The following is a 301-nucleotide window of genomic DNA, read 5'->3' as shown; positions in this document are numbered from 1 at the left end:
CCGCATGGCCCAACCGGCCACGGTGATGCAGAGGGCGGTACTGATGGCCATGAGCACTGCCAGCAGCAGCCCCAGCCGCCAGGTGGACGGCATGCGCTCAGGGAACAGTTTTGATAACATAGCCTTTGCCTCGGACGGTTTGCAGGTGGGACGGCTGGCCGGGTGGGTCGATCTTCCGGCGCAGGCGACAGATCATCGCATCCACGACATTGGTGCCGGGGTCAAACTGGATGTCCCAGACTTTTTCGAGCAGGAATTTTTTGGTGAGGGTGCGGCCTTCATTGGCGAGCAGCACCTCCAG

Annotated in this window: 1 protein-coding gene; it reads right to left on the bottom strand. The window is 61.5% G+C overall.

Going from position 1 to position 301, the window contains the following annotated elements:
• Positions 1-97: 97 nt before the first annotated feature.
• Positions 98-301 (bottom strand): winged helix-turn-helix domain-containing protein (locus AC24GY_RS29470; protein WP_487690465.1); only part of this gene is annotated, 204 nt, incomplete at its 5' end.

The organism is Prosthecobacter sp. Pr1 (assembly GCF_057652315.1).
The sequence above is the reverse complement of the archived record's forward strand: the minus strand, read 5'-3'. Positions and strand labels throughout refer to the sequence as shown.